The organism is Azotobacter chroococcum, assembly GCF_002220155.1.
Taxonomy (GTDB): Bacteria; Pseudomonadota; Gammaproteobacteria; order Pseudomonadales; family Pseudomonadaceae; genus Azotobacter; species Azotobacter chroococcum.
In genome coordinates this window covers 1059941-1083431 of sequence record NZ_CP011835.1, presented here as the reverse complement: position 1 = coordinate 1083431, position 23491 = coordinate 1059941, and the positions used below count along the sequence as shown (strand labels likewise).

Genomic DNA, 23491 nt, shown 5'->3' with positions numbered 1-23491 from the left:
CCCCGCGCCAAGTCCGGCGGGTTGCACCCGCCCTACGGGCCGATCGCCAGCAAGCTGGCGATCGGCCTCACCCCTGCTCCACTGCCGGCACCGGCATCGCCTCCACCGCCTCCCCGCGCTTGAGCACGGCATACAGCACCCCGGTCACCAGGCTGCCGGCGACGATCGCCAGCAGGTAGGCGAGCGCATGGTTGATCGCGTTGGGAATCAGCAGCACGAACAGTCCGCCGTGGGGCGCCATCAGCTTGCAGCCGAAGAACATCGACAGCGCGCCGGTCAGGGCGCCGCCGGCGATGCTGGCCGGGATCACCCGCAGCGGGTCCTTGGCGGCGAAGGGAATCGCCCCCTCGGAGATGAAGCACAGTCCCAGCACACCAGCCGCCTTGCCGGCCTCGCGCTCGGCCTTGGCGAACTTGTAGCGGGCCAGCACGGTGGCGATGGCCATGCCGAGCGGCGGCACCATGCCCGCAGCCATGGTCGCCGCCATCGGCGCGTAGGTCTGCGAGGCCAGCAGTCCCACCGAAAAGGCATAGGCCGCCTTGTTGACCGGCCCGCCGAGGTCGACGCACATCATCCCGCCGAGCAGCAGGCCGAGCAGCACGGCGTTGGTGCTGCCCATGCCGTTGAGGAAATCGGTCAGCCCGGCGAGCATGCCGGCCACCGGCGTGCCGACCACGTAGATCATCACCAGACCGGTGAACAGGCTGGCCAGCAGCGGGATGAGCAGGATCGGCTTGAGCGACTCGAGGCTCTGCGGCAGGCGCAGCCAGCGGCTGAGCGCGCTGGCGCAATAGCCGGCGAGGAAGCCGGCGATGATGCCGCCGATGAAGCCCGCCCCCAGGCTGCCGGCCAAGAGGCCGCCGATCATCCCTGGCGCCAGGCCGGGGCGGTCGGCAATGGAATAGGCAATGTAGCCGGCCAGCACCGGCACCATCAGCTTGAACGCGGTGTCGCCGCCGATCTGCATCAGCGCCGCGGCCAGGCTGCCCTCCTCCTTGAACGCCTCGATGCCGAAGACGAACGACAGGGCAATCAACAGGCCGCCGGCCACCACCATCGGCAGCATGTAGGACACCCCGGTCAGCAGGTGCTTGTAGGGGCCGCTTTTGGTCGCTGCCTTGCCCGGCGCGGCGGCCGCGGCTGCGCTTGCGCCAGCCTGCGGCACCGCCTCCTCCAGGGCGCGGCGCAGGGTCTGCTGCGGCTGCTTGAGGGCCACGCCGGTGCCGCAGCGGTAGATCTTCTTGCCGGCGAAGCGGCTGGTGTCGACCTCGATGTCGGCGGCCAGCAGCACTACGTCGGCGGCGGCGATGGCCGCCTCGTCGAGCAGGTTGCGCGCGCCCACCGAGCCGCGGGTTTCCACCTGCAGCGCGTAGCCGAGCTGTTTGGCGGCCTGCTGCAGGGCCTCGGCGGCCATGAAGGTGTGGGCTACCCCGGTCGGGCAGGCAGTCACCGCCACCAGCCGCGGCTGGGCCGAGGCCGCCGCAGCCGGCGCGGCCGCCCCGGCCTGGAGCACCTCGGCATGTTCGGCGGCCTCGCTGAGGAAGCGTTGCGGCTCCTGCAGCGCCTCGGCCGGGGTGGACTGCACCAGGCGCTTGCCGACGAAGCGCTCGAGCGCCAGCTCGCCGGTCTTGACCACGACGACCAGGTCGGCAGCGGCGATGTCGCCTTCGGAAAGCGGCGAGCCGATCGCCTTGGGATCATGCACCTCGACGCGGGTGGTCCAGCCCAGACGCAGGGCGGCCGCCTCCAGCAGGCGTGCGCAGAGCACGCTGGTGACCATGCCGTTCGGACAGGCAGTGACGATCAGCAGATTCATGAAAAAGAGACCTCTTTTCTTGTTGTGTCGTATCAAGCCAGCGAGGTGACCGTGACGCCCGCTTCCAGGCGCGCCAGCTGTTCCCGGTCGTGAATGCCGAAGCCCAGCTGGGTGACCGCCTGGGCAGCGATGGCGGTGGCCTGGCGCAGGGTGCGCTCGGCCGGCCAGCCTTCGAGCAGGCCGTGCAGGGTTGCGGCGAGCAGCGAATCGCCGGCGCCCACTGTGCTGACCACCTCGACCCGCGGCGGCCGCGCCTCCAGCGCGATGTCCGGGCCGAACCAGCTGACCCCGGCGGCGCCGCGCGACAGCAGCACGTGCTCGACGCCCTGGGCGCGCAGGTGCAGCGCCGCGGTCAGCAGCTCGGTCGAGGCAACGCCGAGGGCCTCGGCCAGTTCCTCCTCGTTCGGTTTGACCAGCCAGGGCGCCACCGCCAGGCCGGCACGCAGGGCCGCGCCGCTGCTGTCCAGCACCAGCGGCACGCCGCAGGCCTTGAGCCGGCGCAGCAGCAGGGCGAACCACTCCGGCTCGACGCCCTGCGGCAGACTGCCGGCGACCACCACGGCATCGTGCCCGGCGATGATCTGCTCGAGGCGCTCGAGCAGCGCCTCGCGATGCTCGGCCTCGACCAGCGGCCCCGGCCCGTTGATATCGGTGATCCGTCCACTGTGCTCGCTCAGCTTGATGTTGCTGCGGGTTTCCCCGGGCACCCGGACGAAGGCGTCGAGGAAGCCGCGGCGGTGGAACAGCGCTTCGAAGGGCGCCGCATTGGCGCTGCCGAGAAAGCCGCCGACGGTCACCCGGTGGCCCAGGTCGGCGAGCACCTGGGCGACGTTCAGGCCCTTGCCGGCGGCATGGCTGACCAGCGCCTGGCTGCGGTTGACCGCCCCCGGCTGCAGGCTGTCGAGGCGCAGGGTCAGATCCAGCGCCGGATTCAGGGTCAGGGTCAGGACGCGCGCCATCAATGCGTCTCCCCGACCAGGTCGCGCACCGCGCCGGCGCTTTCCAGAGCCAGCGCCTGTTGCGCCAGCGCCCGGCTGTGGGCGAAGTCCAGCTCGCGCACCCGCGCCTTGACCAGGGCGATGGCGCGCGCCGAGACGCTCAGCTCGTCCACCCCGAGGCCGACCAGCAGGGGCACGGCGAGCATGTCGCTGGCCAGCTCGCCGCACACGCCGACCCACTTGCCTTCGGCATGGGCCGCCTCGACGGTCAGGCCGATCAGCCGCAGCACCGAGGGATGCAGGCCGTCGGCCTGGGCCGACAGGGTCGGATGGCCGCGGTCGATGGCCATGGTGTACTGGGTCAGGTCGTTGGTGCCGATACTGAAGAAATCCACCTCGCGGGCCAGCACCGGGGCCAGCAGCGCCGCCGAGGGCACCTCGACCATGATGCCGAGCTGCAGGTCGGCGATCGGGATCTCCTCGCGCAGGCTCAGGGTCAGGTCGCGGGCGATGCGCCACTCCTCGACGCCGCCGACCATCGGGAACATGATCCGCAGCGGCCGGCCGTCGGCCGAGGCCAGCAGCGCACGCAGCTGGGTTTCCAGGATGTCCGGGCGCTGCAGGCTGAGGCGGATGCCGCGCACGCCGAGGAAGGGGTTCTCCTCCGCCGGCATCGGCCAGTAGGGCAACGGCTTGTCGCCGCCGACGTCCAGGGTGCGCACCACCAGCGGCCGGCCGGCCAGCCCGTCGAGCACGCGGCGGTATTCGGCTTCCTGGGCGTGCTGATCCGGCGCCTGGGCATGGTCCATGAACACCAGCTCGGTGCGCAGCAGGCCGACGCCCTCGGCGCCCAGCTCGACCGCCTCGGCGCTCTCGGCGCTGGCGCCGATGTTCGCCGCCACTTCCACCCCGTGGCCGTCGCGGGTCACCGCCGGCAGCATGCGCTCGGCATGGGCGCGCTCGCGGCGCAGCCGGTTGGCCTCACGCTCGCGCCGGGCCTGTTCCAGGGTCTGCGCATCCGGCGCGACGCGCAGCACGCCGTGGTCGCCGTCGAGCAGCAGCGGGGTACCCTGGGCCAGCGCCAGCACCCCCTCGCCAGCGCCGACGATGGCGGGAATCCCCAGGGCGCGGGCGATGATCGCGCTGTGTGCGGTGGCGCCGCCGCGGGCGGTGAGGATGCCGGCCACCCGCTGGCGATTGAGGCTGGCCACGTCGGAGGGCGCCACCTCGTCCATCACCAGGATGTAGGGCTCGTCCGGCTCGCGCGGCGCCTCGACGCCACACAGGTGCGCCAGCACCCGCCGGCCGATGTCGCGCAGGTCGGCGGCGCGCTCGGCGAGCAGCGCATCGTGCAGGGCCTCCTGCTGCTGCGCCGCCGCCTCGGTTTCCACGCTCCAGGCGGCCTCGGCGCTGAAGCCGTCGGCCAGGCGCGCATTGACGTCCTCGCGCAGCGCCGGGTCGCGCAGCATCGCCTGGTGGGTGATGAAGATGTCGCGGATGTTGGCTTCCGTGCTGTTGTCGATCAGCCGCTGGATGTCCGCGGTGACCTGCGCCAAGGCGCTGTCCAGGCGCTGCAGCTCGACCAGCATGCCCTGGCCGCGTTGCGGATAGTCGAGCTCCAGCGGCGTGCGCACCAGCGCCGGGCCGATGGCGATGCCCGGCGCCGCGGCGACCGCCTGCAGGCGCGCTCCCGCCGCCGGCGCCTGCGGCCGGATGAAGGTGGAGCTACTCGGCGCCGCCTCGGGCGATGGCGTCTCGCCGTGCACCGCCAGGGGCTCGATACTCTCGCCGAGGCCGGCCAGCACGGCCGCCTCGATGGCCGTCAGGGCATCGGCGGCAATCGTCGGCTCGGCGCTGAACTCCAGCTCCTGGCCGCGCCGCGCGCCGAGGGCCAGCAGCTTGCTCAGGCTCTTGGCCGACACCCCGCGGCCGGTTTCGCCGGCCAGGCGGATGCGGATCTCGCCGTCGAAGGCCTGGGCGACCTCGACCAGCGCCTTGGCCGGTCGCGCGTGCAGGCCGTGGGCATTGGCCAGGACCACACGCAGGCTCGGCCAGTCGTCCGGCAGCTCGGCGCCCAGGGCCTCCAGCACGGCGCGGCTGCAGGTGGCCTGGCTGAAGGTCGCGCCGCGCCCCTCGATCAGCAGGTCGCAGAGCCGCTCGAGCAGTTGGCTGTGCGCCTCGCCCAGGCTGGCCAGGCAGAACAGCCCGGCCAGCGGCTGGCCGTGCAGGCTGAGCGGCTGCCCCGGGGTGACGAAGGCCAGTCCGGGCTGCTCCACCGCCTGCTCGCTGTGCAGCCACCAGAGCCCCTCGCCCAGCGGCAGCGGCTGGCCCTGCAGCAGGCTGCCGGCGAAGCCGGAGGCCACGCAGCCGGCCCGCCTCAGGAGGCGCGCGCCGTGCCAGACCAGTTCGTCGAACTCCTCGGCGGCCACGCCCAGGCCGATCAGCTGGCTGTCCAGGGCCAACTCGCGCGGCGCGCCCTGCAGCAGCGCGACGAGCTGCTCGGCCTCTCGGGCCTCGCGCAGCGCCTGGCTGAGATCGCCCTCGCCGAGCGCCCGGGTCAGCAGCTGCAGCAGGTGCAGGTGCTCGTCAGAGCGGGCGGCGATGGCGATCGCCAGGTAGACCTGCTGGCCGTTGCCCCAGTCCACGCCCTCGGGAAACTGGATCAGGCGCACGCCGGTGCGCCGCACCTGGTCGCGGGTTTCCGGCGTGCCGTGGGGAATCGCGATGCCCTGGCCGAGGAAGGTCGAGCCCTGGGCCTCGCGGGCCTGCATGCCGACGAGGTAGCCGGGCTCGACCAGCCCGTCGTCGATCAGGCCCTCGGCGAGCAGCGCCAGCGCCGCCTGCTTGTCCGGCGCGCTGCGGCCCATGCGAATCTGCGCGGCATTCAACTCGAGCATGGAAATCTCCTAATTGTTCTGTTCTGGCAAGAGCCACCGTCGAGCGCGGGCGAGTCCGGTCATCCTTGTAAGAATAGTCCACCGGATCGCCTGCTGAATCGTTTCATCATGGACTGGCACGTTACCCCATAATGGGCGATCCTTGAAGCCCTGCCGTCATCCATTCAGGACCCGACCTTGAAACTCAGCGACATCGCCCGCCTGGCCCAGGTTTCCGTCACCACCGCCAGTTATGTGATCAACGGCCAGGCCGCCCAGCGGCGCATCAGTCCGGCCACCGTGGAGCGCGTGCTGGCGGTGGTCGAACAGCATGGCTATCTCCCCGACCAGCAGGCCGCCGGCCTGCGCCGCGGGCAGAGCCGCTGCCTGGGTTTCATCCTTCCCGATCTGGAGAACCCCAGCTACGCACGCCTGGCCAAGCTGCTCGAAGAGGGCGCCCGCGCCGCCGGCTACCAATTGCTGATCGCCAGCTCCGACGACGATCCGGCCAGCGAGCGCCAGCTGCTCGAGCTGTTCCGCTCGCGGCGCTGCGACGCGCTGATCGTCGCCAGCTGCCTGCCGCAGGACGACCCGCTGTACCGCAACCTGGTCGAGGGCGGGCTGCCGGTGATCGCCGTCGACCGCGCCCTCGACTCCGCGCACATCCGCTCGGTGGTCAGCGATGATCAGCTGGCAGGCGCCCAGCTCACCGCCAGCCTGCTCGACCCGCCGCCGCGGCACATCGCGCTGATCGACGCCTACAGCGCCCTGCCGATCAGCCAGGCGCGCGAGCGCGGCTTCCACCAGGCACTGGAGGGATTCGACGGGATCATCAGCGTGCACCACGCCGAGCAATTCAGCCGGGCCTGCGGTTGCGAGCAGATGCGCGCCCTGCTGGACAGCGCGGAGCGGCCGGACGCCGTGGTGACCACCTCCTACGTGCTGCTGGAGGGCGTCTTCGAGGCCCTGCGCGACTACCCCGCGGAAACCTTCGCCGAACTGCGCCTGGCCACCTTCGGCGATGCCCAGCTGCTGGACTTCGTGCCGCTCAGGGTCAACACCATCGCCCAGCAGTACGACCGCATCGCCGAGCGGGTGCTCGACCGGACCCTGCGCGCCATCGAGGGCGACTACCAGCCCGGCATCGAGGCCATCCCGCGCACCCTGAAGGTCCGCCGGGGGCAGCCGTAGGCCTGCCCCCGGCGGCAGCGGCTCAGGCGGGTTGCAGCTCCTGGCTGTACACCGCCAGGCCGTCGATATCGCGCAGCGACACCCGCAGCAGGCCGCTCTGCGCCTCGATCTCCACCTCGCCGAAGAACTGGTAGCCGGCCAGCGGCGAGCTGTTGGCCACCGGCGGCGCCTTCTGGAACACCACCTGGGGCCCGAAGGTGCCGTCCAGTGGGTTGGGGCCGAAGCTGCCGGCGTTGAGCGGACCGGCGACGAACTCCCAGAACGGCTCGAAATCCTGGAAGACCGCCCGCTCCGGGCTGTAGTGGTGGGCCGCGCAGTAGTGTACGTCGGCGGTCAACCAGAGGGTGTTGCGGATCTCCTGCTGGCGGATGAAGGCCAGCAGCTCGGCGATCTCCAGTTCGCGGCCGAGGGCCGGGCCGTCGTTGCCGTTGGCGATCGCCTCCCAGCGCCGCTGGCCCTGGGCGTCCTGGCCGTCGGGGATGAGCAGGCCGATCGGCATATCCGCGGCGATCACCTTCCACAGCGCCTTCGAGGCGCGCAGCTCGCGCTTCAGCCAGTTCAGCTGGGGATGGCCGAGGAAGGCGGTGCCCGGCCCCTGGCGCGGCTGCAGGTTGTCGCTGTTGGCGTCGCGGTAGCTGCGCATGTCCAGCACGAACACGTCCAGCTGCGGACCGTAGCCAAGCTTGCGGTAGATGCGCCCGGCGCCGTCGGGGCGCAACAGGCGCATCGGCGAGTACTCGAGGAAAGCCTGGCGGCCGCGGGCGGCGAGCAGGCCGATGTCGCGGACCTGGTAGCGGTCGTCCAGCTCCTTGCCCGGCGACCAGTTGTTGGTCACCTCGTGGTCGTCCCACTGCCAGATCTGTGGCACCTCGGCGTTGAAGCGGCGCAGGTTGTCGTCGAGCAGGTTGTAGCGGTAGTTGCCGCGGAACTCGTCGAGGCTCTCGGCCACCTTGCTCTTGGCCTCGGTGACCAGGTTCTTCCACAGCTGGCCGTCGGCGGTCTGGATCTGCGCGCTGATCGGCCCGTCGGCGTACACGCAATCGCCGCTGTGCAGGAAGAAGTCCGGCTGGCGCCGGCGCATGGCCTCGTAGATGCGCATGCCGCCGATCTCCAGGTTGATGCCGAAGCCCTGTCCGGCGACATCGCCGCCCCACACGGAACGGATGTCCCGCGCCTGCGCCGGGGCGCTGCGCAGGTGGCCGAACCAGGGCTCGCTGAGGGTGCCGTCGCGGGCATCCTCGAAGCGCACCCGGTAGAAGATCGACTGGTCCGCCGGCAGCCCGCTCAGGTCGAGGCGCGCGGTGAAGTCCTGGCTGGCGTCGCTCACCTCCCCGACCAGCCGCCGCGGCGCGCCGAACACGCTGCGGGTGTCCCACTCGACGATCATCCGCGCCGCCCGATCGCAGCGGCTCCAGATCACCGCGCGATCGCCCTGCAGGTCGCCGGACTGCACGCCGTCGGTGAGTTGCGGCCGCGCGCCAGGTGCGGCGATCAGCGCCGGGGCAACGCCCATCCCCGGCAGCAGCAGACCGGCCCCCATGCCCTGCAGCAGGCGGCGGCGGTTGGTATCGATATCGCTCATGCGCGTCTTCCCATACGGACGTTGAGGAAGTACGGGTTTAAGCCATCCCGTTGACCGGAGCATGACGGTGCAGCGTGGGCATTCGGCCACTATCGACAGCGGGATCAACCCATCTGCCACACAAGCGTAAAATCCCTGACACATCCCTCCCCCAGCATCGGTTCATCGCTTGCGCACTCGGGGGAAGCCATCTTGAAAATCAGCGTCTTCGGCATCGGTTACGTGGGTCTGGTGCAGGCCGCGGTCATGGCGGAAGTCGGCCACGACGTGCTCTGCATGGACATCGACGCGGTCAAGATCGCCCAGTTGCAGCGCGGCCAGGTGCGCCTCTACGAGCCGGGCCTTGCCGAACTGGTGCGGGAGAACCTGGAGGCCGGGCGGCTGCGCTTCACCACCGACGAGCGGGCGGCCGTCGAGCATGGCCGGGTGCTGTTCATCGCCGTCGGCACCGACTCGCAGACGGACGGCTCGGCCAACCTCGCCGGCGTGCTGGCGGTCAGCGACGCCATCGCCCGCTACCGCCGCGAGCCGCTGGTGATCGTCGAGAAGTCCACCGTGCCGGTCGGCACTGGCGACCGCCTGCGGGCGCGCATCGCCCAGGCCGCGAAGGATGCCGGGCGGCGACTGGAGTTCGAGATCGTCTCCAACCCGGAATTCCTCAAGGAAGGCTCGGCCCTGGCCGACTGCCGGCGGCCGGACCGGATCATCGTCGGCAGCGCCTCGGCAGCGGCCCGCGAGACCATGCGCGAGCTCTACGAGCCGTTCAACCGCAACCACGACCGCATGCTGTTCATGGACCTGCGCAGCGCCGAGCTGGCCAAGTACGCGGCCAACGGCATGCTGGCCACCAAGATCAGCTTCATCAACCAGATGGCCGAGCTGGCCGAACACCTGGGCGCCGACATCGAGGCGGTGCGCCAGGGCATCGGCGCCGACCCGCGCATCGGCTACCACTTCATCTACCCCGGCTGCGGCTACGGCGGCTCGTGCTTTCCCAAGGACCTGCGGGCGCTGATCCACAGCGCCGGCGAGGCCGGCTGCGCCAGTGACCTGCTGCAGGCGGTCGAGGCGGTCAACGCGCGACAGAAGGGCAAGCTGTTCGAGCTGCTGCGCCGCTACTTCGGCGACGACCTGCGCGGACGGACCTTCGCCCTCTGGGGGCTGGCCTTCAAGCCGAACACCGACGACATGCGCGAGGCGCCCAGCCGCGACCTGCTGGAAGCGCTGTGGGCCGCCGGAGCGCGGGTGCGCGCCTATGACCCGGAGGCCATGCACGAGGCCCAGCGCCTCTACGGCGACGACGACAGGCTGCAGCTGATGGGCACCCCGGAGGCCGCGCTGGGCGGTGCCGACGCCTTGCTGATCTGCACCGAATGGCAGCAGTTCAAGGCCCCGGACTTTGCGCTGATCGCCCGCAAGCTGGCCGCCCCGCTGATCTTCGACGGGCGCAACCTGTTCGACCCCGAGCGCCTGGCCCGCCAGGGCATCCGCTACTTCGCCATCGGCCGCGGCGAGTGCCTGCCGGCGCTGGGCAGCCCGCAGGTGGAAAGTCTGCAGCGCTCGGCCTGAGCCACGGATGCGCCGACGGGATATCCTTGGGAGAGGCCCGCTTTTCCCGAGGAGTCCGCCGCCGGTGCGCCTGATCGACACCCACAATCATCTCGACTTCCCCGACTTCGACGCCGACCGCGCCGCCGTGCTGGCCCGCTGCCGGGCGCTCGGCGTCGACCGCCAGGTGCTGGCCGGGGTGTACCGCGCGAACTGGCAGCGGGTGTGGGATCTGGCCTGCGCCGAGCCCGGCCTGTACGCCGCCTTCGGCCTGCACCCGGTCTATCTGGAGCAGCACCGCGCGGCCGATCTGGACGACCTCGGCGCCTGGCTGCAGCGCCTGCGCGGCGCCGACCGGCTCTGCGCGGTCGGCGAGTTCGGTCTCGACTACTACCTGGCGGAGCTGGACCGCGAGCGCCAGCAGACACTGTTCGAGGCCCAGCTGCGGCTGGCGGCGGAGCTGGGGCTGCCGGTGCTGCTGCACGTGCGCCGCGCCCATGCCGCGACCATCGCCACCCTCAAGCGCCTGCGCCTGCGCCTGCCCCGCGCCGGCATCGTCCATGCCTTTGCCGGCAGTCGCGAGGAAGCGCGGGAGTACCTGAAACTGGGTTTTCGCCTCGGCCTCGGCGGCGCGCCGACCTGGCCCCAGGCCAACCGCCTGCGCCAGGTCGTCGCCGGGCTGCCGCTGGAGGCCGTGGTGCTGGAGACCGACGCCCCGGACATGGCGCCGGCGATGCATCCGGGCGGACGCAACAGTCCCGAGTACCTGCCGGAAATCTGCGCGGCCATCGCCGCGCTCATGGGCATCGAGCCGGAAGCCCTGGCCGAAGCCAGCACGCGCAACGCCTGCGAACTGTTCGGCTGGGCCGACTGAGGCCGATCTCAAACCTGTAGGACGGGTGCAACCCGCCACGTTTCGACATTATCGCTGCCTCGGACAACGGCGGGTTTCACCCGCCCTACGAAAGTTCAACGCCGCATGGCCGAACGCAGCAGATCATGGATCTGACGGTCAGAGGAACAGGATCGCCAGCGCCAGCACCACATACCAGAGCATCCCGGCACGCACCAAGAGCTGCCACAGCTCGTCCAGGGTCATCAGCCCCGCCTCGCCGACCAGCACCTCCGCCTCCTGCCCCTCGTTGGCCGCGCGCCCGGCCTCGATCACCAGCTTCGCCGCCGGCACCTCGCGATCCGACAGGTAGCTCAGCAGCACGCGGAATACCGCAGCGAAATTGCCGACCAGGGCGAAGCTCAGGGCCAGGGCACGCGCCGGCAGCCAGTCGAACAGGTGGCGCAGGCGCACCGAGCGCTCGCGCAGAACCGGCAGGGTCGTGTGCTCGCCGGTCAGCGCCAGCAGGCGGTAGGCCAGCGCCGCCACGGGGCCGAGCAGGGCGTACCAGAAGATCACCGCGAAGAAGCTCTGGTAGGCCTGCCACAGCAGGTAGCCCTGCACCCGGCGCAACAGCGACAGGCTTTCCTCGGCTTCCACCGCCAGGTCGCGCTCGGCCACCAGGCAGGCGGCCTCGCTGTCGCCGCGCCGCCAGGCCTCGCGGAACGGCCGCAGCTCGGTCAGCACATCGCCGCGCCCCAGACTGTAGATCAGCACGAAGAGATGCAGCGGCAACGCCAGCCAGCCGTAGAGCGGCAGCGACAGCAGCGCCAGCAGCACGCCCACCACCAGCACCGGCAGCAGCACCAGACGGAACAGCGCCCGCCGCGGATCGCCGGCCAGGTCCGGGTCCAGCTCGACCCGATCCAGCAGGCGCAGCCAGAAGATGTCCTGCTGGAGACGCAGGCGCCAGCGGGAAAACCGTTCCACCAGCAGCGCCAGCAGAAGCACCAGAAAGGTCATTGCATATCTCCAGAGTCGGACAGCGCCGTGCGATAGCGCGCCCAGTCGAAGGCCGGCCCCGGATCGGTCTTGCGCTGGGGGGCGATATCGGCATGGCCGCAGATGCGCCGGACGTCGAGCGCCGGATAGGCCTGCTGCAGCAGCCGGGTGAGAGACGTCAGGCTGGCGTACTGGGCGTCGCTGTAGGGCAGCGCGTCGGTGCCCTCCAGTTCGATGCCCAGGGAAAAGTCGTTGCAGTTCTCGCGTCCCTCGAAGCACGACTGCCCGGCGTGCCAGGCACGATCCAGGCAGGAGACGAACTGGGTGATCGCACCGTCGCGCTCGATGAAGAAATGCGCCGACACCTGCAGCGCGGCGATGGAGGCGAAATAGGGATGTTCGTCCGCCGGCAGGCAGTTGCGGAACAACTGCTGCACCTTGCCGGTGCCGAAGCAGCCCGGCGGCAGGCTGATGTTGTGGATCACCAACAGGGAAATCTCACCTTGCGGACGGGCATTGAAATTCGGCGACGGGCAATGGCGAATGCCTTGGCACCAGCCGGTGGAGGGGTCGAACCGCATGCGTCTCTCCTGAAAACAGCCGACACTCTAGAGCAGCCGGGCCGCCGGGCCAAGTGACGCCCGCCACACCATGGCCGGCGGGCAAGATCCCGACTGCACGGGAAGCGGCATGCGTCCTATAATCCGGCGCACCCCACCTGCCGGAGTCCCCCATGCCTGACCTCATCCTTGCCGACCTGAGCGCCGAAATCGCGGCGAACGTCCGCCGCGCCCTGGCCGAGGACATCGGCAGCGGCGATCTCACCGCGCAGCTGATTCCCGAAGAGCGCCTGGCCCGCGCCCGCGTCATCACCCGCGAGGCGGCGGTGATCGCCGGCCGCGCCTGGGTCGACGAGGTGTTCCGCCAGATAGACCCGCGCGTCGCCGTGCACTGGGAGGTCGCCGACGGCGAGCGGGTCGACGCCGACAAGCTGCTGTTCAGCCTGGAAGGCCCGGCCCGTGCCCTGCTCAGCGGCGAACGCAGCGCCCTGAACTTCCTCCAGACCCTCTCCGCCGTGGCCACCCGCTGCCGCCACTACGCCGACCTGGTCGAGGGCACGCCGGTGCGCCTGCTGGACACCCGCAAGACCCTCCCCGGCCTGCGCCTGGCGCAGAAATACGCGGTCACCTGCGGCGGCTGCCACAACCATCGCATCGGCCTGTTCGACGCCTTCCTGATCAAGGAAAACCACATCGCCGCCTGCGGCGGCATCGCCGAGGCGGTCGCCGCCGCCCGGCGCATCGCCCCCGGCAAGCCGGTGGAAGTCGAAGTCGAGGACCTGGAGGAGCTCGACCAGGCCCTGAGCGCCGGCGCCGACATCGTCATGCTCGACGAACTCAGCCTCGAGGACATGTACACCGCCGTGCGCCTCACCGCCGGCCGCGCCAAGCTGGAAGCCTCCGGCGGCATCAACGGCGACAACCTGCGCCGGATCGCCGAGACGGGGGTGGACTACATCTCCCTCGGCACCCTGACCAAGGACATCAAGGCGGTGGACCTGTCGATGCGCTTGCAGTTGTGAAGGAGAACGCCTCCCCCACCGCGTAGGAGCCAGCTTGCTGGCGATCAACAGCTTGCCAGCGCTCCGTAGGGCGGGTGAAACCCGCCGAAAATGCCCAAGGCCCACCCCGAAACGGCGGGCTTCACCCGCCCTCCCCCTCCACAACCAACCCATCGTTCCCAACACCGACCCACTCAGCAGGATAGGCTCCTTGCCTCGCCCAACGATGAAAGCTGGACCAAGGCCAGTCTACGACCCGCTCGACCAAGCCGTGCTTCAGCGGATTGCCGTGCAGGTAGTCGAGATGCCGGCGAAAGTCGTGCTCGTCACGAATCAGGTGCTCCCAGAAACGGTGCTGCCAGAGCGTGCCGCATTGCTTCGCGGTACGCCGCCCGGTCAAATAGTCGGAACGGCCATGGGCAGACCCGCAGGTGCGGGTGACATGCCGCTTGATCAACCGCCAGCGTGCGGAGAAATCGGCATCGCCCTCGGGCAGGGTCCAGATGGCGTGCAGATGATCCGGCAGCAGCACCCAGCCATCGATACGAAACGGCAGCGTTTCCCGCACGAGAACGATGGCCTCGTGCAAGGCCAGGCGAACATCCGTATGGATCAGGATCGGCTGCCGCCGCTCGGTGACCACCGTGAAGAAGTAGGTGCCACCGGGAACACGGGCGCGGCGATAACGCGACATGACAACATCCTTGTTGTGCGGACAATACGGGCAGCGGATTAACGGCGGGTGAAACGCGGCATCGTCCAATGTCGGCCCGCCAGGATATCCGCAACGAGAAAACCAAAACGCAAACGCCCCGCACAAAGGCAGAGCGTTCGTAGGGCGGGAGAAACCCGCCGTTATGCCGATGGCATTGCCGGAGCAGCGCGGGTTTCACCCGCCCTACAAGGCTGCCTTGCTACGAATGCTCCGGCACGAAATCCGACATCCGCTGCGTTTGCGGGTCGAAGCAGATCGAACCGCTCCGGTAGGAAGACTCGATATCCACCCGGAAGCAACCGCCCTCCGCCTCCCAAACGGCGCCATGGAGGATCTTCTCCAGGGCCTGTCGGTCGGTCGTCAGCTCGCGGTACAGGTCTATGCGCTGCTGGAGTGGTTTCTCGCCGTTGAGCAAAGCCTTGGTGTGCTGGACCAGAAACTTCTCACTGTTCTCCGGAACCTCGACGTAGAAATACTTTGGCGCCCAACCCGACAGTCGATCCAGTTCATCCTCCGCGACATTGAGCTGACGGAAATCCTCGCGGTTGAACGCATAGAAGGTATCGAACACCTGCACCAAGGCCAGTGGCCGAGCCTTGAGCACTTGCCAGACACCTGCACCCAGTGCGAGCACCTGCATGAGGGCGATCAACGACAGATCGCGGACCAGTTCCGACCGGGGCTTGCGCAGGTTGAACACGATCAGGGTCAGGCAGGGGCCGAGCACCAGATCGACCGCAACGACGATTTTCAGCCCCTCCCAGCCGCCGGCGGCCTGGAACAGCCCGCCGGGAAAGAGCCAGAACAGGGCGATGGACGTCAGCATGGCAAGGATCGCCAGACTGGCCAGAAGATGTAGCGCGCCGGCACTCCAGCGGTTCAGCGGCATACTCATCAGCATTCCGACAACTCCAGAGAATTTGAAAGACCAGAACCCCAAAAAGCAGAAAACCCCTTCATCAAAGGGGTTTTCCGTTCGTTTCAGAAGTGACCGCTCAGGTTACTTGGAACATCCCGCGCCGCCGCACTCTGCTTAACGGCACTCGCTCGGTGCAAACTCGGCCGGCAGGGTACCGACTGCCAGAGCCGGCAGGCCACGGGCGGCCGACACTGCGTTGAGTTCAGAGGCGCAACCCCAGTCAACAGAGCCGGTGTTGCCGCTGCCGAAGTTGGCGGCCAGTTGGACCGGAGTGCCAGTACCGGTTTGCACATAGGGGGTGTAGACCAGAGTGGAACCAGCCGGGATATTGCCGACGTTGGCCTGGTTGAAGGTCACGGTCACTTCACCGGTAGCAGGAGCAATCTGCACGGAAGTCACATACTTACTAGAGGCACCAGTGTTGTTAGCTTGGGCGTTCCAGGTATTAGCAGTAGCAGTCAGCTCGACAGCAGTATTGCTTTCACCAATCATCTGCTTGGCACTGGAGGCCAGACCTACGCCTTCGGTCACACGGGCACGGATGGTGTAGTCCTGATAGGCCGGCAGGGCGACGGCGGCCAGAATGCCGATGATCGCTACGACGATCATCAGTTCAATCAGGGTAAAACCTTTCTGCAGTTGAGCTTTCATCAAACATCTCCTTGAAGTGGTCAGGCTTTATTTCGTGCCTGCCAAAACAAGTGCAGGCGATATGCCAGCCTCTCATGGAAAGAGCCTGAGAAAGTTTGCCTTCAGAGCACTTGGCAACCCTTAAAGAACAGCTGTAAGCCTCGTCATTACTGGGCTAACCCCGCATCGGCCGCATGTACGGACAACGCCATAGCAACTTCGCAAGATCAGGAGTTCATCACAGAATCCGATAGAGCCGTGCGACAAAGCGCCCGAGCCTTTTAGCCCATCCACTTTTCCAAATGACAGCTCTGCGCCAAAACACCAACCGCAAACCCGCCAGTTCCTGACACTTTTTGTCACCCACTTTTCCTGCCTTTGGCAGAGGCTGGTAACTGGGTTATAAGGCGGACCATTGTGCAAATAGCAGATTGCCTGCATCGATTGAAAACTTTTCCTTTCTTCTCCGCCCTCAAAAGCTCCTCAACCCCACCTCATCTCCTGAGGAGAAATGAGAAGGCTGGTGAAAGGCACTACCAGCGCCCTGCCCCTTACATTACGTAGAGAGTTGCCCATCCGATGACCAACGATATTTCCCTCCCCGGCCTGGCACGGCAGATGGTGCTGGCCGGGCTGATCGACGAGAAGACCGCCCAGCAGGCCCAACAGCAGGCACAGCGCAACCAGACTCCCTTGGTCACCTGGCTGGTGCAGAACAAGCTGGTCAAGAGCCGGGCGCTGGCAGAGCTGGCTGCCGAGCAGTTCGGCATCGCCCTGTTCGACCTCAAGACGCTGGACCGGGAGAGCCAGCCCCGGGATCTGCTCAGCGAGAAGCTGATCCGCCAGCACCGCGCCCTGCCGCTGTGGCGGCGCGGCAACCGGCTGTTCGTGGCGATTTCCGACCCGACCAACCACGAGGCGATCCGCGAAATCCGCTTCGGCACCGGCTTGAACACCGAGGCCATCCTCGTCGAGGACGACCGGCTGGGCGAGGCCATCGAGAAATACTTCGAGGGCGCCGGCACCGGCCTGGACGACCTCGCCGATGCCGATCTGGAAGGGCTCGACGTCGAGGCAAGCGGCCAGCAGGACGACGAAGTCAACCCGGCCGGCGATGCCGAGGATGCGCCGGTGGTGCGTTTCATCAACAAGATGCTGCTGGATGCGATCCGCCGCGGCTCCTCGGACCTGCACTTCGAGCCCTACGAGAAGAGCTACCGGGTGCGCTTCCGCACCGATGGCATCCTGCATGAGGCGGCCCGGCCGCCGATCCAGCTGGCGCCGAAGATCGCCGCGCGCCTGAAGGTGATGGCCGGACTGGACATCTCCGAGCGGCGCAAGCCACAGGACGGCCGGATCAAGATGAAACTGTCGAAGACCAAGGCCATCGACTTCCGGGTCAACACCCTGCCGACCCTGTGGGGCGAGAAGACGGTGATGCGGATTCTCGACCCGTCCAGCGCGCAGATGGGCATCGACGCCCTGGGCTACGAGGCGGAACAGAAGGCGCTCTACCTGGCAGCGCTGAGCCAGCCGCAGGGGATGATCCTGGTGACCGGCCCGACCGGCTCGGGCAAGACGGTGTCCCTGTATACCGGCCTGAACATCCTCAACACCCCGGAGGTGAACATCTCCACCGCGGAGGACCCGGTGGAGATCAACCTGGAGGGCATCAACCAGGTCAACGTCAATCCGCGCCAGGGCATGGACTTCTCCCAGGCGCTGCGCGCCTTCCTGCGCCAGGACCCGGACATCATCATGGTCGGCGAGATCCGCGACCTGGAAACCGCCGAGATCGCCATCAAGGCCGCACAGACCGGGCACATGGTGATGTCCACCCTGCACACCAACAGCGCCGCGGAAACTCTGACCCGCCTGCGCAACATGGGCGTGCCCTCGTTCAACATCGCCACCTCGGTGAACCTGATCATCGCCCAGCGCCTGGCGCGCAAGCTGTGCGCCTGCAAGAAGGCGGTGGACATTCCCCGCGAGGCGCTGCTCGAGGAGGGCTTTCCGGAGGCGCGCATCGGCACCTTCAAGGTCTACACCCCGGTCGGTTGCGAGAACTGCAACGGCGGCTACAAGGGCCGGGTCGGCATTTATGAAGTGGTTAAAATCACCCCGGCCCTGCAGCGCATTATCATGGAAGACGGCAACTCCATCGAAATTGCCCGGCAGATGCGCGCCGACGGCTTCAACGACCTGCGCACATCCGCCCTGCTGAAAGCCATGCAGGGTGTCACCAGCCTGGAAGAAGTCAACCGCGTCACCAAGGACTAGGGAGTACATGGAATACCCTATTTGTAGGGCGGGAGAACCCCGCCAAGCACGGCAAAGGCCCCACGCCGAAAATCGGCGGGTTGCACCCGCCCTACGCGAAGCGGTTCGCAAGTCCAGATAATTCGATGGCAGGCCCAGCATGGCGGTACATGGAATGCCCGATTTGTAGGGCGGGAGAACCCCGCCAAACACGGCAAAGGCCCCACGCCGAAAAACGGCGGGTTTCACCCGCCCTACGCGAAGCGGTTCGCAAGTCCAGATAATTCGATGGCAGGCCCAGCATGGCGGTACATGGAATGCCCGATTTGCAGGGCGGGTGAAACCCGCCAAGCACGACAAAGGCCCCACGCCAAAATCGGCGGGTTGCACCCGCCCTACGCGAAGCAGCTCGCAAATCCAGATAATTCGATGGCAGACCCCAACATGGCGGAAAAAGCGTTAAAGACCAGTTTGTTCACCTGGGAGGGCACCGACCGGCGCGGCGCCAAGGTCAAGGGCGAGCTGAGCGGGCAGAATCCGGCGCTGGTCAAGGCGCAGCTGCGCAAGCAGGGCATCAACCCGACCAGGGTGCGCAAGAAGGCCGCCTCGCTGTTCGGCGCCGGCAAGAAGATCAAGCCGCTGGACATCGCCCTGTTCACCCGGCAGATGGCCACCATGATGAAAGCCGGCGTGCCGCTGCTGCAGGCCTTCGACATCATCTCCGAGGGTTTCGACAACCCGAACATGCGCACGCTGGTGGATGAAGTGAAGCAGGGAGTGGCGGCCGGCAACAGCTTCGCCAGCGCCCTGCGCAAGAAGCCGCAGTACTTCGACGACCTCTACTGCAACCTAGTGGACTCCGGCGAGCAGTCCGGCGCCCTGGAAAACCTGCTGGACCGGGTCGCCACCTACAAGGAGAAGACCGAGGCGCTGAAGGCCAAGATCAAGAAGGCGATGAACTACCCCATCGCGGTGATCGTGGTGGCGATCATCGTCTCGGCGATCCTGCTGATCAAGGTGGTGCCGCAGTTCGAATCGGTGTTCGCCAATTTCGGCGCCGAGCTGCCGGCCTTCACCCGCATGGTCATCCGCATGTCCGAGGTCATGCAGGCATACTGGTTCTACGGGTTGTTGGGGCTATTCGCCATAGCCTTCACCCTCAAGCAGGCGCACCAGCGCTCGGAGAAGTTCCGCAACTGGACGGACCGCACCCTGCTCAAGCTGCCGATCGTCGGCGAGATCCTCTACAAGTCGGCGGTGGCCCGTTTCGCCCGCACCCTGGCCACCACCTTCGCCGCCGGCGTGCCGCTGGTCGAGGCGCTGGACTCGGTGTCCGGCGCCACCGGCAACGTGGTGTTCCGCACCGCCACCGAGAAGGTCAAGGCCGATGTCACCACCGGCATGCAGCTGAACTTCTCCATGCGCACCACCGGCACCTTTCCGACCATGGCGATCCAGATGACCGCCATCGGCGAGGAGTCCGGCGCGCTCGACGAGATGCTCGACAAGGTGGCGAGCTTCTACGAGGCCGAAGTGGACAACATGGTGGACGGCCTGACCAGCCTGATGGAGCCGATGATCATGGCGGTGCTCGGTGTGCTGGTCGGCGGTCTGATCATCGCCATGTACCTACCGATCTTCCAGCTGGGCGCGGTGGTTTGAGCATGTCCATTCACGATCTTCTCGCCGGTCCCGGGCCGGCCTTCGCTTTCTGGGCGGGGCTGCTGGGCTTGGTGGTCGGCAGCTTTCTCAACGTGGTGATCCATCGCCTGCCGAAGATGATGCTGCGCGACTGGCAGGCGCAGGCGCGGGAAGTGCTGGAACTGCCCGGCGAGGCACCGGGTGAGCCCTTCAACCTGCTGCTGCCCCACTCGCATTGCCCGCACTGCGGATACCAGATCCGCCCCTGGGAGAACATCCCGCTGCTCGGCTGGCTGGCCCTGCGCGGCCGCTGCTCGGCCTGCAAGGCGCCGATCGGCGCACGCTATCCGCTGGTGGAGCTGGCTTGCGGACTACTCTCGGCTCATGTCGCCTGGCATTACGGCTTTGGTTGGCAGGCCGGCGCCATGCTGCTGCTCGGCTGGGGCCTCTTGGCCATGAGCCTGATCGACTACGATCATCAGCTGCTGCCGGACTCGCTGGTGCTGCCGCTGCTCTGGCTAGGGCTGATCCTCAACAACTTCGGGCTGTTCGTTTCCCTGGAGGATGCCCTGTGGGGCGCGGTAGCCGGCTATCTCAGCCTGTGGTCGGTGTACTGGCTGTTCAAGCTGCTCACCGGCAAGGAAGGCATGGGCTACGGCGACTTCAAGCTGCTGGCGATGCTCGGCGCCTGGGGCGGCTGGCAGATCCTGCCGCTGACCATCCTGCTCTCCTCGCTGGTCGGCGCCGTGCTGGGAATCGTCATCCTGCGCCTGCGCAAGGCCGAAAGCGGCACGCCAATCCCCTTCGGCCCCTTCCTCGCCCTCGCCGGCTGGATCGCCCTGCTCTGGGGCGAGCGGATCACCGGCAGCTACCTGCAGTTCGCCGGTTTGTAGGGCGGGCACAGCCCGCCGTTGCGGATCGGCCCCGTGCCATCGGCGGCGGGTTGCCCCCGCCCTGCGCAAGGAGCCCCATTGTCCGCAAGCCATTGCATATCCGCCGGCAAAGCGGTATCTACACGGCACTTCGGCGTTGAGGGCAGTCATGAAACCCTGGATTCTCGGTCTGACCGGCGGCATCGGCAGCGGCAAGAGCGCCGCTGCCCAGCATTTCAGAGCGCTCGGCGTGCACCTGGTGGACGCCGACGACGCGGCGCGCTGGGTGGTCGAGCCCGGCCGCCCGGCATTGGCGGAGATCGCCGCGCATTTCGGCGTGGAAGTCCTCCAGCCCGACGGACGCCTGGACCGCGCCGCGCTGCGCGCCCGGGTGTTCGAGAACGCCGAGGAGCGTCGCTGGCTGGAGCGGCTGCTGCATCCGCTGATCCGCCAGGAAATCCGCAGCTATCTCGAGCGCGCCAGCTCGCCCTATGCCATTCTGGTTTCCCCCCTGCTGGTGGAAACCGATCAGCACAAGATGACCCAGCGCATCCTGGTCATCGATGTGCCCGAACCCCTGCAGCTCGAACGGGCCATGCAGCGCGACCAGGCCGACCGCAAGCAGGTCGAAGCGATCATCAAGGCCCAGGCCAGTCGCGAGGAGCGCCTGCGCCATGCCGACGACGTGCTGGTGAACGACCGTGACCTGTCCTGGCTGCAGGGCGAGGTCGAGCGCCTGCACCGGTTCTACCTGACCCTGCGTGGAGGCCAGCCATGAAACAACCGTTGACGGTCACCTGCCCTACCTGCCGGGCACCAGTCGAGTGGGGCCCGCAAAGCCCGCACCGGCCGTTCTGCAGCGAACGCTGCAAGCTGATCGACCTGGGCGCCTGGGCAGCCGAGGAACATGCAATTCCCGGCGAAAATCTCGAGGATGAGCTGTTTTCCGGAGAACTGCCGCCACGCGGGCATTGAAGTGCACGGAAGGAAAAAGATCAGCTCGGCTCGTCGTCCTTCCAGGGCGCCGCCAGGTAGCGGCTGCGGTTGAAGGTTTCCAGCCATTCCGGGCAGTACACCACCAGCCCGCTGACCACCGCGCCGTTGATGAACGCCTCGGGGAACATCACCAGCCACAGGTAGCCGAGGTAATCGAGCAGCCACGGCGGCATTTCGTAGCGACCATCCATCCACAGCACACCGAACCCCGCCAGCAGGCAGGCCAGGGCGCTCAGCGCAGCCGGAAAGAAGCCCGAGCAGAAGATGTAGACGAACAGGTTGCGCGGCTGAGCGCGCTCGACCAAGAGAGCACAGCCTTCGGTGATCGACACGGGAATGGCCACCAACAGCAGGCCATTGACGCCCAGCGCCGCCAGGTCCTGACGCCCCAGAAGCAGCAGCCCGATCTGCGCGGCCAGTCCGGCGAGCATGGCCAGCGGCCAGTCGAGCAACAGGGTCACCGCGGTCATGCCGATGAAGTGGAAGGACAGCCCGGAAACGAAATCGCGCCGCACCAGCCAGAGCAGAAATAGCGCCAGGACAGTGCCGAACAGCAGATGCTGGCGCCGGCTGTCGCTGAACAGCTCGAGCCAGGGCGCCCGCCAGGCGGCATAGAGCAGAAGTCCCAGATAGAAGCCGCTGCCGATCAGCTGGGTATCGGGCGCCAGCAGATCGGCGGCGATCATGGCGTCACCTGCTCGAGGGCCGCAGCCAAGGCACCGGCATCACCGAACTCGCGCCGGGCGCGCAGCTGCCCCTGCTCCAGATCGAGCCACAACACCTTGGCCGGATCGCCCGGATAACGGGAAGCGACCCGGGCATCGCGGTCGAGCAGCACGCGATAGGGATAGTCGCGCATCGCCGGAACGGCGAACAGACGGGCGATCAGCGAGGGCATGCGACTGATGTCGGCAACGAACACGGCCCGGCGCGCCTCCAGGTAGCCCTGCGGTCGCGTCTTGAGCGCGCTCTCGACCAGCCGGGCGCCGTCCATGCTGCGTGCGACCAACAGGATGCGGGTTTCCTCGCTCAGGCTGCAGGCCTGGTCATGCTGGTCCAGCAGGGTCCAGGGCGCGAGCCGCTCGCCCACCTCGAGCGCCTGCACCCAGAACGGCGCCAAGGCAAGCGCGATGCCAGCGAAGAATCTCACTCGCTGCTCCTCCGCGTGGAATAGACCTGAATATCGCTGCGGCCCTCCCAGCCGGCCTGGGCTTCCCAGAAGGCCAGGGCCTGCGGAGCGTCCCGCAGGACGAAGACATGGGACTTGTCGACTCCCAGCTGCGCGAGCCTGGCCAACGCCTCGTTCAGCAGCGCCCGGGCGAAGCCGCGGCCGCGACAGGGTTCGTCGACCGCCAGATGTTGCAGATAACCGCGCCGTCCATCATGGCCGACCAACAACGATGCGACGATCCGGCCATCGAGTTCGACCAGCAGGCTCAGCCCGGGATTGCGCGCCAGATAGGTGCAGAAGGGCTCGAAATCATCTTCGGCGCGCAGCTGCAGACCCGGTGTGCGCAGCCACAACGCCAGCAAGGCCGGATGATCGGCAGGAGTGATGGGGCGAACGGACATGGGAACTCCGGGGAGCGGGCGGCAAATTCTACACCGCATGCTGCCCAGCCAGCGGAAAGCCAGCTTGCGGCAGGTAGCAGTCCGGCCAGACGAACGGGCCCATCCGGATGCGCCTCCTAGAGGCTGGTCTTGAGGCCTCCCTTGAGCTCGGCATCATTTTTAGAGTGCGAACTTTCGCCACATTGAAAATTTTAGCCAAAAGACATCTTGCCAGCCGAGAGGCACAAGGAGTTATGATTCACATCAACAAAGCATGGGCTTTCCGGGTAGCCGGATTGCTCAGCGAACGATTTTTGCAGAATGCGAGTCCTGCATGGCAAGCCGCCTGAAACCCGAGGATCAGCAACGAGTCGACGAGTACCTGAGCGCCCCGCAGCATCAGGTGGAACGCCAGCCGTTCCGCCCTTGGCGCCTCGCACTGATCGTGCTGACCGTGGTCGTCTGCCTGGGCCTGCTGAGCCGTATTCTGGGTCGCCTGGTGCTATGAGCTGCCTTGCGCTCGCCCCGACGTCCCTGCTCTGCCTTTCCAACCTTTTCATTT

Annotated in this window: 22 protein-coding genes; 10 read left to right on the top strand and 12 right to left on the bottom strand. The window is 67.6% G+C overall.

Features of this window, described 5'->3' with window-relative positions; genetic code table 11:
- Positions 1-67 precede the first annotated feature (67 nt).
- The 3 genes from ACG10_RS05000 to ptsP are packed head-to-tail and all read right to left on the bottom strand — an operon-like array spanning position 68 to position 5651.
- Positions 68-1816 (bottom strand): PTS fructose-like transporter subunit IIB, encoded by a 1749-nt coding sequence (locus ACG10_RS05000; RefSeq protein ID WP_089167371.1) that lies wholly within the window; start codon positions 1814-1816, stop codon positions 68-70.
- 32 nt (positions 1817-1848) lie between these two features.
- Positions 1849-2775, bottom strand: a complete 927-nt coding sequence (gene pfkB / locus ACG10_RS04995; protein ID WP_039805665.1) for a 1-phosphofructokinase — start codon at positions 2773-2775, stop codon at positions 1849-1851.
- Complete coding sequence (ptsP, locus tag ACG10_RS04990; protein WP_089167370.1) at positions 2775-5651, bottom strand: phosphoenolpyruvate--protein phosphotransferase; 2877 nt, start codon at positions 5649-5651, stop codon at positions 2775-2777. Before ptsP ends, pfkB begins: the two co-directional genes overlap by 1 nt.
- Before the next feature lie 177 nt (positions 5652-5828).
- On the opposite strand from ptsP, the gene cra reads away from it, so the two are divergent.
- Positions 5829-6821, top strand: coding sequence for a catabolite repressor/activator (gene cra / locus ACG10_RS04985; RefSeq protein ID WP_039805667.1), 993 nt, complete (start codon positions 5829-5831; stop codon positions 6819-6821).
- A gap of 22 nt (positions 6822-6843) precedes the next feature.
- Here cra and ACG10_RS04980 read toward each other — a convergent pair whose 3' ends face one another.
- Positions 6844-8403, bottom strand: a complete 1560-nt coding sequence (locus tag ACG10_RS04980) for an alkaline phosphatase D family protein (RefSeq protein WP_089167369.1) — start codon at positions 8401-8403, stop codon at positions 6844-6846.
- 192 nt (positions 8404-8595) lie between these two features.
- Here ACG10_RS04980 and ACG10_RS04975 point away from each other — a divergent pair, with 192 nt between their 5' ends.
- Both ACG10_RS04975 and ACG10_RS04970 read left to right on the top strand, forming a co-directional pair.
- Entirely contained in the window at positions 8596-9972 is a 1377-nt protein-coding gene (locus ACG10_RS04975; protein WP_089167368.1) for a UDP-glucose dehydrogenase family protein, read from the top strand.
- A gap of 64 nt (positions 9973-10036) precedes the next feature.
- Positions 10037-10825 (top strand): TatD family hydrolase, encoded by a 789-nt coding sequence (locus ACG10_RS04970; RefSeq protein ID WP_089167367.1) that lies wholly within the window; start codon positions 10037-10039, stop codon positions 10823-10825.
- A 138-nt stretch (positions 10826-10963) separates the two neighbouring features.
- On the opposite strand, the gene ampE is transcribed toward ACG10_RS04970, so the two are convergent.
- Complete coding sequence (gene ampE, locus ACG10_RS04965; protein WP_089167366.1) at positions 10964-11806, bottom strand: regulatory signaling modulator protein AmpE; 843 nt, start codon at positions 11804-11806, stop codon at positions 10964-10966.
- Positions 11803-12366 carry a 1,6-anhydro-N-acetylmuramyl-L-alanine amidase AmpD gene (gene ampD / locus ACG10_RS04960; RefSeq protein WP_089167365.1) on the bottom strand — a complete coding sequence of 188 codons (564 nt, stop codon included), beginning with the start codon at positions 12364-12366 and terminating at the stop codon, positions 11803-11805. The genes ampE and ampD overlap by 4 nt, the downstream gene beginning before the upstream one ends.
- 152 nt (positions 12367-12518) lie before the next feature.
- On the opposite strand from ampD, the gene nadC reads away from it, so the two are divergent.
- On the top strand, positions 12519-13367 hold the full coding sequence (nadC, locus tag ACG10_RS04955; RefSeq protein WP_089167364.1) for a carboxylating nicotinate-nucleotide diphosphorylase: 849 nt from the start codon (positions 12519-12521) through the stop codon (positions 13365-13367).
- A 121-nt stretch (positions 13368-13488) separates the two neighbouring features.
- Here the strand turns inward: nadC and ACG10_RS04950 are convergent, their stop codons facing one another.
- The 3 genes from ACG10_RS04950 to ACG10_RS04940 all read right to left on the bottom strand — a co-directional run bounded on the left by ACG10_RS04950 (position 13489) and on the right by ACG10_RS04940 (position 15631).
- Entirely contained in the window at positions 13489-14040 is a 552-nt protein-coding gene (locus ACG10_RS04950) for an REP-associated tyrosine transposase (RefSeq protein WP_089167363.1), read from the bottom strand.
- Between the two features lie 220 nt (positions 14041-14260).
- Positions 14261-14956, bottom strand: coding sequence for a hypothetical protein (locus tag ACG10_RS04945; RefSeq protein WP_157731375.1), 696 nt, complete (start codon positions 14954-14956; stop codon positions 14261-14263).
- Positions 14957-15094: 138 nt separating this feature from the next.
- Complete coding sequence (locus ACG10_RS04940) at positions 15095-15631, bottom strand: pilin (protein ID WP_089167361.1); 537 nt, start codon at positions 15629-15631, stop codon at positions 15095-15097.
- 558 nt (positions 15632-16189) lie between these two features.
- Here ACG10_RS04940 and pilB point away from each other — a divergent pair.
- The 5 genes from pilB (at position 16190) to yacG (ending at position 21357) form a co-directional block, all read left to right on the top strand.
- Positions 16190-17890: a type IV-A pilus assembly ATPase PilB gene (gene pilB, locus ACG10_RS04935; RefSeq protein WP_089167360.1), complete on the top strand. Its 1701-nt coding sequence runs from the start codon at positions 16190-16192 to the stop codon at positions 17888-17890.
- A gap of 423 nt (positions 17891-18313) precedes the next feature.
- Positions 18314-19531 carry a type II secretion system F family protein gene (locus ACG10_RS04930; RefSeq protein ID WP_089169794.1) on the top strand — a complete coding sequence of 406 codons (1218 nt, stop codon included), beginning with the start codon at positions 18314-18316 and terminating at the stop codon, positions 19529-19531.
- A 2-nt stretch (positions 19532-19533) separates the two neighbouring features.
- Complete coding sequence (locus tag ACG10_RS04925) at positions 19534-20403, top strand: prepilin peptidase (RefSeq protein WP_089167359.1); 870 nt, start codon at positions 19534-19536, stop codon at positions 20401-20403.
- A 148-nt stretch (positions 20404-20551) separates the two neighbouring features.
- The gene (gene coaE / locus ACG10_RS04920) at positions 20552-21160 is read left to right on the top strand and encodes a dephospho-CoA kinase (RefSeq protein WP_089167358.1); all 609 of its coding nucleotides are present in this window, start codon (positions 20552-20554) and stop codon (positions 21158-21160) included.
- Positions 21157-21357 carry a DNA gyrase inhibitor YacG gene (gene yacG / locus ACG10_RS04915; RefSeq protein WP_089167357.1) on the top strand — a complete coding sequence of 67 codons (201 nt, stop codon included), beginning with the start codon at positions 21157-21159 and terminating at the stop codon, positions 21355-21357. The genes coaE and yacG overlap by 4 nt, the downstream gene beginning before the upstream one ends.
- A gap of 20 nt (positions 21358-21377) precedes the next feature.
- Here yacG and ACG10_RS04910 read toward each other — a convergent pair whose 3' ends face one another.
- From ACG10_RS04910 to ACG10_RS04900, 3 genes are read right to left on the bottom strand one after another with little or no spacing between them, the layout of a single operon-like run.
- Positions 21378-22064 (bottom strand): energy-coupling factor ABC transporter permease, encoded by a 687-nt coding sequence (locus ACG10_RS04910; protein WP_089167356.1) that lies wholly within the window; start codon positions 22062-22064, stop codon positions 21378-21380.
- On the bottom strand, positions 22061-22528 hold the full coding sequence (locus tag ACG10_RS04905; RefSeq protein ID WP_089167355.1) for an FAD/FMN-containing dehydrogenase: 468 nt from the start codon (positions 22526-22528) through the stop codon (positions 22061-22063). Before ACG10_RS04905 ends, ACG10_RS04910 begins: the two co-directional genes overlap by 4 nt.
- Positions 22525-22950 (bottom strand): GNAT family N-acetyltransferase, encoded by a 426-nt coding sequence (locus ACG10_RS04900; protein WP_089167354.1) that lies wholly within the window; start codon positions 22948-22950, stop codon positions 22525-22527. The genes ACG10_RS04905 and ACG10_RS04900 overlap by 4 nt, the downstream gene beginning before the upstream one ends.
- Before the next feature lie 313 nt (positions 22951-23263).
- Here ACG10_RS04900 and ACG10_RS04895 point away from each other — a divergent pair, with 313 nt between their 5' ends.
- A complete protein-coding gene (locus ACG10_RS04895) occupies positions 23264-23437 on the top strand; it encodes a DUF3094 family protein (protein WP_039805690.1) in 174 nt (57 codons plus the stop codon).
- The last annotated feature ends 54 nt before the right edge of the window (positions 23438-23491 follow it).

What these genes read in the sequence shown, in the direction of transcription:
- ACG10_RS04930 (WP_089169794.1), top strand. Translation starts at nt 18,314, where the DNA reads ATGGCGGAAAAAGCGTTAAAGACCAGTTTGTTCACCTGGGAGGGCACC.
- yacG (WP_089167357.1), top strand. Translation starts at nt 21,157, where the DNA reads ATGAAACAACCGTTGACGGTCACCTGCCCTACCTGCCGGGCACCAGTC.
- ACG10_RS04945 (WP_157731375.1), bottom strand. Translation starts at nt 14,956, where the DNA reads ATGAGTATGCCGCTGAACCGCTGGAGTGCCGGCGCGCTACATCTTCTG.
- ACG10_RS04900 (WP_089167354.1), bottom strand. Translation starts at nt 22,950, where the DNA reads ATGTCCGTTCGCCCCATCACTCCTGCCGATCATCCGGCCTTGCTGGCG.
- nadC (WP_089167364.1), top strand. Translation starts at nt 12,519, where the DNA reads ATGCCTGACCTCATCCTTGCCGACCTGAGCGCCGAAATCGCGGCGAAC.
- pfkB (WP_039805665.1), bottom strand. Translation starts at nt 2,775, where the DNA reads ATGGCGCGCGTCCTGACCCTGACCCTGAATCCGGCGCTGGATCTGACC.
- ampD (WP_089167365.1), bottom strand. Translation starts at nt 12,366, where the DNA reads ATGCGGTTCGACCCCTCCACCGGCTGGTGCCAAGGCATTCGCCATTGC.
- pilB (WP_089167360.1), top strand. Translation starts at nt 16,190, where the DNA reads ATGACCAACGATATTTCCCTCCCCGGCCTGGCACGGCAGATGGTGCTG.
- ACG10_RS05000 (WP_089167371.1), bottom strand. Translation starts at nt 1,816, where the DNA reads ATGAATCTGCTGATCGTCACTGCCTGTCCGAACGGCATGGTCACCAGC.
- ACG10_RS04910 (WP_089167356.1), bottom strand. Translation starts at nt 22,064, where the DNA reads ATGATCGCCGCCGATCTGCTGGCGCCCGATACCCAGCTGATCGGCAGC.
- coaE (WP_089167358.1), top strand. Translation starts at nt 20,552, where the DNA reads ATGAAACCCTGGATTCTCGGTCTGACCGGCGGCATCGGCAGCGGCAAG.
- ACG10_RS04895 (WP_039805690.1), top strand. Translation starts at nt 23,264, where the DNA reads ATGGCAAGCCGCCTGAAACCCGAGGATCAGCAACGAGTCGACGAGTAC.
- ampE (WP_089167366.1), bottom strand. Translation starts at nt 11,806, where the DNA reads ATGACCTTTCTGGTGCTTCTGCTGGCGCTGCTGGTGGAACGGTTTTCC.
- ACG10_RS04940 (WP_089167361.1), bottom strand. Translation starts at nt 15,631, where the DNA reads ATGAAAGCTCAACTGCAGAAAGGTTTTACCCTGATTGAACTGATGATC.
- ACG10_RS04980 (WP_089167369.1), bottom strand. Translation starts at nt 8,403, where the DNA reads ATGAGCGATATCGATACCAACCGCCGCCGCCTGCTGCAGGGCATGGGG.
- ptsP (WP_089167370.1), bottom strand. Translation starts at nt 5,651, where the DNA reads ATGCTCGAGTTGAATGCCGCGCAGATTCGCATGGGCCGCAGCGCGCCG.
- ACG10_RS04925 (WP_089167359.1), top strand. Translation starts at nt 19,534, where the DNA reads ATGTCCATTCACGATCTTCTCGCCGGTCCCGGGCCGGCCTTCGCTTTC.
- ACG10_RS04950 (WP_089167363.1), bottom strand. Translation starts at nt 14,040, where the DNA reads ATGTCGCGTTATCGCCGCGCCCGTGTTCCCGGTGGCACCTACTTCTTC.